The sequence below is a fragment of the Streptomyces sp. NPDC001732 genome, assembly GCF_053596315.1.
In genome coordinates, this window is record NZ_JBSFFY010000158.1 from 1 (window position 1) to 3,978 (window position 3,978).

Below are 3,978 nucleotides of genomic sequence, written 5' to 3' on the forward strand. Positions count from 1 at the left end.
CCGTCCCCCCGTGGTGGCAGACCACGCCTTTCTGCGTACCGGGCACCGCCGGCTCCGGTGGGGAGGTTCCTCATCGAGGAGCTGCCTCAGATCGGCTGGTCAGCATCCCGGGGGGTCGGCGACCCGTCCCCCAGATCCGGGCGATCTCGGGCATCGCACCTGCGGCGCCCGTTGAGCACCCCGATGCGACAGCCGATCAGTACGCGGGGGTCCTTCCTGGACCAGTACCCGCAGGCGCGCCTCGGCACCTTGTGCGTCGTCGGTGTCGGTTTCGGTGCCGCCACCCTGCACCTCGGTGTCGCCGCACCACTGCACCGTCTCGAAGGAGCTCTGATCACCGCCGCCGAGCAGGAATACTCCAACCGCACGGAGATCATCACGCCCTGCGCGCGATGCCGCTGAGACAGCCGCTCACAATTCCAACCGCAGCCGGTTTTCCTCCAGCACCGTTCAGGGGCGCGCAGGGCGTGCCGTCGGCCGCCGCCCACCCCGTCAGTGCGAAGAAGGGGCTGATCGAGGGCCGGTGCGACTCCAGCTACCTCGGCGAGGACGAGCAGATGCACATCACCGACCGGCTGCGCCGCCCTCCATACGATCGCCGCCGAGCTGGACCGCAGCCCGTCCACCATCAGTTGAGAAATCCGCCGCAACCGACACCCCCCGTGAACAGCTCCACTACCGGCCCTACGCCGCCCACGCCCGGGCCAGGGCCCGGCAGCCCGTCCCACGGACTTACGGCCGCCGATGACGTCGTGCGCGCAAAGCGCTGCCGGAGTTGTACTTCGGTTCGCCAGGGGCGCGAGCTCGATTGCCATCGATGGCAGCAACACTGTCACATGGCCCGCAGGCCCCGGTCGGTGAAGGCGATCAGCCATTCGAAGCTCTTGTCGATGTCGGTGCTCCACTTGAAGCCGCTTGCCGCTTCCAGGGTGGCGAAGCCGTGGCACAGACTGCGCAACATGCGCAGGGCGTGGTCCGTGTCGGACTCTTCGAGTCCGTAGCCGCGCAGAACGGCCCGGAACACATCGAACAGCCGCTGGGTGGCAAGGGCCATCGGGTCGTCTGGGCCGTGGGGTTCCATGCCGGTCGTGGCGGCGTAGCGGCCGGGGTGGTCGATCACGAAGGTGCGGAAGGCGTGCAGGGCGGCGGCCAGGGCGTCGCGGCCCGCCAGGCCCTGGACGGCGGTGCCGACAGCATCGGCGGCCTGGGCCGTGGCCAGCGCCGCGATGCGCCGCACGAGGTCTTCCTGGCCGCCCACGTGCTTGTACAGGGAGGGGGAGCGTACGCCCAGGCGCTCGGCCAGCAACCCCATCGTCAGGCGGGTCAGGCCCACCTCGTCGGCGAGGTCGGCGCCAGCCGCGACCACGGCAGCAGAATCCAGGCCGGCCCTAGGCACGGGCGGCGTCCGTTCGGAGGAAGGAGAGCATCAGCGAAACCACCTGGTCAGGGTACTGGTCGTGCGGATAGTGCCCGGCGCCCTCGATCATCTCGAGGCGGCCCAGCCCGGCGGGTAGATCTTCGACGATCGCCGAACCCTCAACGTGCGGGTCGGCCCAGTCGGGGTCGTCGGTGCCCATCACGACCAGGACCGGGCAGCGCACCTGGTCGAGCTGGGCGTCGGCATCGACGGGGGTGGTGCGGCCCATGCCCTGCAGGGCCTTCATCCGGCCCGGCTCGCGCAGCATCGCCTCGACGCGGCCGAGCCGCTCGGTGAAGTCGGCCGGCCTCACCCCGGGGTAGGCCACCTCCAGGTAGGAGCGCCACGCCGGCACACTGCCCAGCACGATCGCACGCATCAGCCGCAGCATGCCTTGCCGCAGGCGCTTGCTGCGCAGATCGCCTAGGCCCATCGACTGCTTGCGGGTGAAGGGTCCCAGCTCGACCACCGCGGTGACCAGCTCTGGCTCCCGCGCCGCGGCGATGGTGGCGGCACCGCCGGAGATCGAGTGGCCGACGAGCACCGCCGGGCCGCCCAGGTGACGGATCACCGCGAGCAGGTCGCCGGCGATGGCGGTGCGGCTCCAGTCCGCCCAGTCGGTACTGGACTCGCCGCAGCCGCGCAGATCGACCGCGGCGACTCGGTAGCCCGCTGCCACCATCTGCGGGATCACGGCACGGTAGGCGGCGCGGTGGTCTCCCATGCCGTGCGCGAGCACAACCAGTGGGCCGGACCCTGTCACCTCGTAAGCGATCGTGCCACCGTCGACAGCAAGGTACTCGGTCATGACATCTCCCACGTAGCTAATCATCTCAGCCGTTTGGCTAAGCTCGTTAGCTAAAAGCTAGTCGCATTGGCCAATGGTGTCAACAGCGGTACTGGCAACCGGCCTGCGACGGGGCACCTGCGCTGACTCGACAGGGAAAGATTCACCACTCGTGCTCTGTGCAGCTAGCGCCACCATGCGCAGGAGCCGTCTCTGCACGGTGACGACCGTAGGAATCGGAACGGCTCAGCCGCCGGCCGGACCCCGTCCACAGCTGTACGCGTGGCGAAGACGTGGAGGCGCAGGACGACGAAGCAGGCCGCGCCGGCGAAGCCGGAGGCCCACAGGTAGACGATCTGCTCGGCCAGTGGCGTGGGCGAGACTGCGCCAGGTGTGGCCTAGTTGTTGCGTGTGCTTATTGACCTTGCTTGTGGTCTGTGGATGCTCAGCTGCACTGAGCAGCATGTCTGCCCTGTGGGGGCCTTGCGCGAGCTGAGGCGTGCGGCTTTGAGTGGTACGCGGGCTGAGCTGGTTGTCTGTGCTGCGCAGTGAGCTGAGTGGGACATCGGTTTTTGCGCAGTGTGGTTGGTGCGTCTGTAGGCGCGGGAGTTGTCGGGCAATGTCGTGGACAGGGCTGCGTCGGAGCGTAAGTTTCACCGGCTGTGCAGGCGTTGCCAGAGCAGGTCGTGGTCGGCGGGGGCGAGGCGGGGCAGTTGGAGGCGGCCGGCCAGGGCGACGACCACGCGAAGAGCCGGGGCCTGCCGGGCGGCCTGGGCGACGAACTCCACCTCGTCCGTGGTGAGCGGTGTGGGGATCGTGGTCGCCAACTGGCCGCCGTTGATGCCGCGCATCGGGTTAGCGAAGACCAGCCGCTCGGCCTTGAGCGTGCGGAACAACGACCGCAGGGCACTGGCGTCGTGAGCCCGATAGGGGCGGTGGGCAAGCCAGTTGGTGATGTCGTCCCGCGTGACCTGACGCAGCGTTGTGTACTTTGCGGCGTACTCGATCAGGAACGGCAGGATATTCCTCAGACAGGTACCGATCGTGGCCTGGGCTCGGGGGCCGCGGCGAGGAGTCCCGTGCCGAAGGATCTCGACCCAGGGGTCCAGCTCTGCCCGAATGTCCGGGGTGAGGAATGCGAGGTGTTCTGTGCACCAGGCGTCAAGGGCATCTGGCCGGTCATCGAGGAAGATCTCCAGGTCTTCGAACACTTCCAGGACGTGGCTGGCCGGCACCGCGGTGGGGGTGAGCTGGGTGATGGCCGAGGCCCGGATCCGCTCACCCGGCCGGTGGACCGCGCAGATGCTACCTGCTACCGCATTACGCACCCGACCTGAACCCGGTCGAAGGCATCTGGTCACTGGTCCGACGCGCGGGCCAGAACAACACCGCATTCACCGACCCCGACCACCTGATGAACGTCCTGCGCCGTACCCTCCGCGAACTCCAGTACCGCAGCGAAACCATCGACGGATGCCTCACCGCAACCGGACTCACCCTGACGACATCACGCCGACGAACTCAGTAGCGGTAGACAGTCGCGATTCCGATGCCGAATCCGGCGGCCGGCTGCACGTAGGTGTCACCGCACCGCAGGTGGGCCAGGGCGAGCAGTGCTTGTCGCGAGGCGGGAAGGCGTCGCCACCGCGTCCCGATGTCCTGCCGTCTGGCCGTCAGTCGTCCGGCAAGGCACCGCAACGTGCGACTGGGCAGGTCGATCGAATGGGGTCTCCCCTGCTCGAGCGAAGCCGAGAGCTTGGGGATGGGTGGACAA

Annotated in this window: 4 protein-coding genes and 2 pseudogenes; 2 read left to right on the plus strand and 4 right to left on the minus strand. The window is 68.4% G+C overall.

Annotated elements, in window-relative coordinates; translation table 11 throughout:
• Positions 1 to 183 precede the first annotated feature (183 nt).
• The gene (locus ACWCXX_RS40730; protein ID WP_451136291.1) at positions 184 to 402 is read left to right on the plus strand and encodes a hypothetical protein; all 219 of its coding nucleotides are present in this window, start codon (positions 184 to 186) and stop codon (positions 400 to 402) included.
• A gap of 430 nt (positions 403 to 832) precedes the next feature.
• On the opposite strand, the gene ACWCXX_RS40735 is transcribed toward ACWCXX_RS40730, so the two are convergent.
• The 3 genes from ACWCXX_RS40735 to ACWCXX_RS40745 form a co-directional block, all read right to left on the minus strand.
• Complete coding sequence (locus ACWCXX_RS40735; RefSeq protein ID WP_451136293.1) at positions 833 to 1,366, minus strand: WHG domain-containing protein; 534 nt, start codon at positions 1,364 to 1,366, stop codon at positions 833 to 835.
• A gap of 22 nt (positions 1,367 to 1,388) precedes the next feature.
• The gene (locus tag ACWCXX_RS40740) at positions 1,389 to 2,225 is read right to left on the minus strand and encodes an alpha/beta fold hydrolase (RefSeq protein ID WP_451136295.1); all 837 of its coding nucleotides are present in this window, start codon (positions 2,223 to 2,225) and stop codon (positions 1,389 to 1,391) included.
• Between the two features lie 632 nt (positions 2,226 to 2,857).
• Positions 2,858 to 3,532 (minus strand): hypothetical protein, encoded by a 675-nt coding sequence (locus ACWCXX_RS40745; protein WP_451136297.1) that lies wholly within the window; start codon positions 3,530 to 3,532, stop codon positions 2,858 to 2,860.
• Between ACWCXX_RS40745 and ACWCXX_RS40750 the strand changes: the two are divergent.
• Positions 3,511 to 3,732: pseudogene (locus ACWCXX_RS40750) on the plus strand (IS630 family transposase); the annotation flags it as partial. The gene ACWCXX_RS40745 and the pseudogene ACWCXX_RS40750 sit on opposite strands and share 22 nt — an antisense overlap.
• On the opposite strand, the pseudogene ACWCXX_RS40755 reads toward ACWCXX_RS40750, so the two are convergent.
• Positions 3,729 to 3,968: pseudogene (locus ACWCXX_RS40755) on the minus strand (helix-turn-helix domain-containing protein); the annotation flags it as partial. The pseudogenes ACWCXX_RS40750 and ACWCXX_RS40755 overlap by 4 nt on opposite strands.
• Positions 3,969 to 3,978 lie beyond the last annotated feature (10 nt).

Excerpts from the sequence above, each read along its gene's own strand:
- ACWCXX_RS40730 (WP_451136291.1), top strand. The coding sequence starts at position 184 with ATGCGACAGCCGATCAGTACGCGGGGGTCCTTCCTGGACCAGTACCCG.
- ACWCXX_RS40740 (WP_451136295.1), bottom strand. The coding sequence starts at position 2,225 with ATGACCGAGTACCTTGCTGTCGACGGTGGCACGATCGCTTACGAGGTG.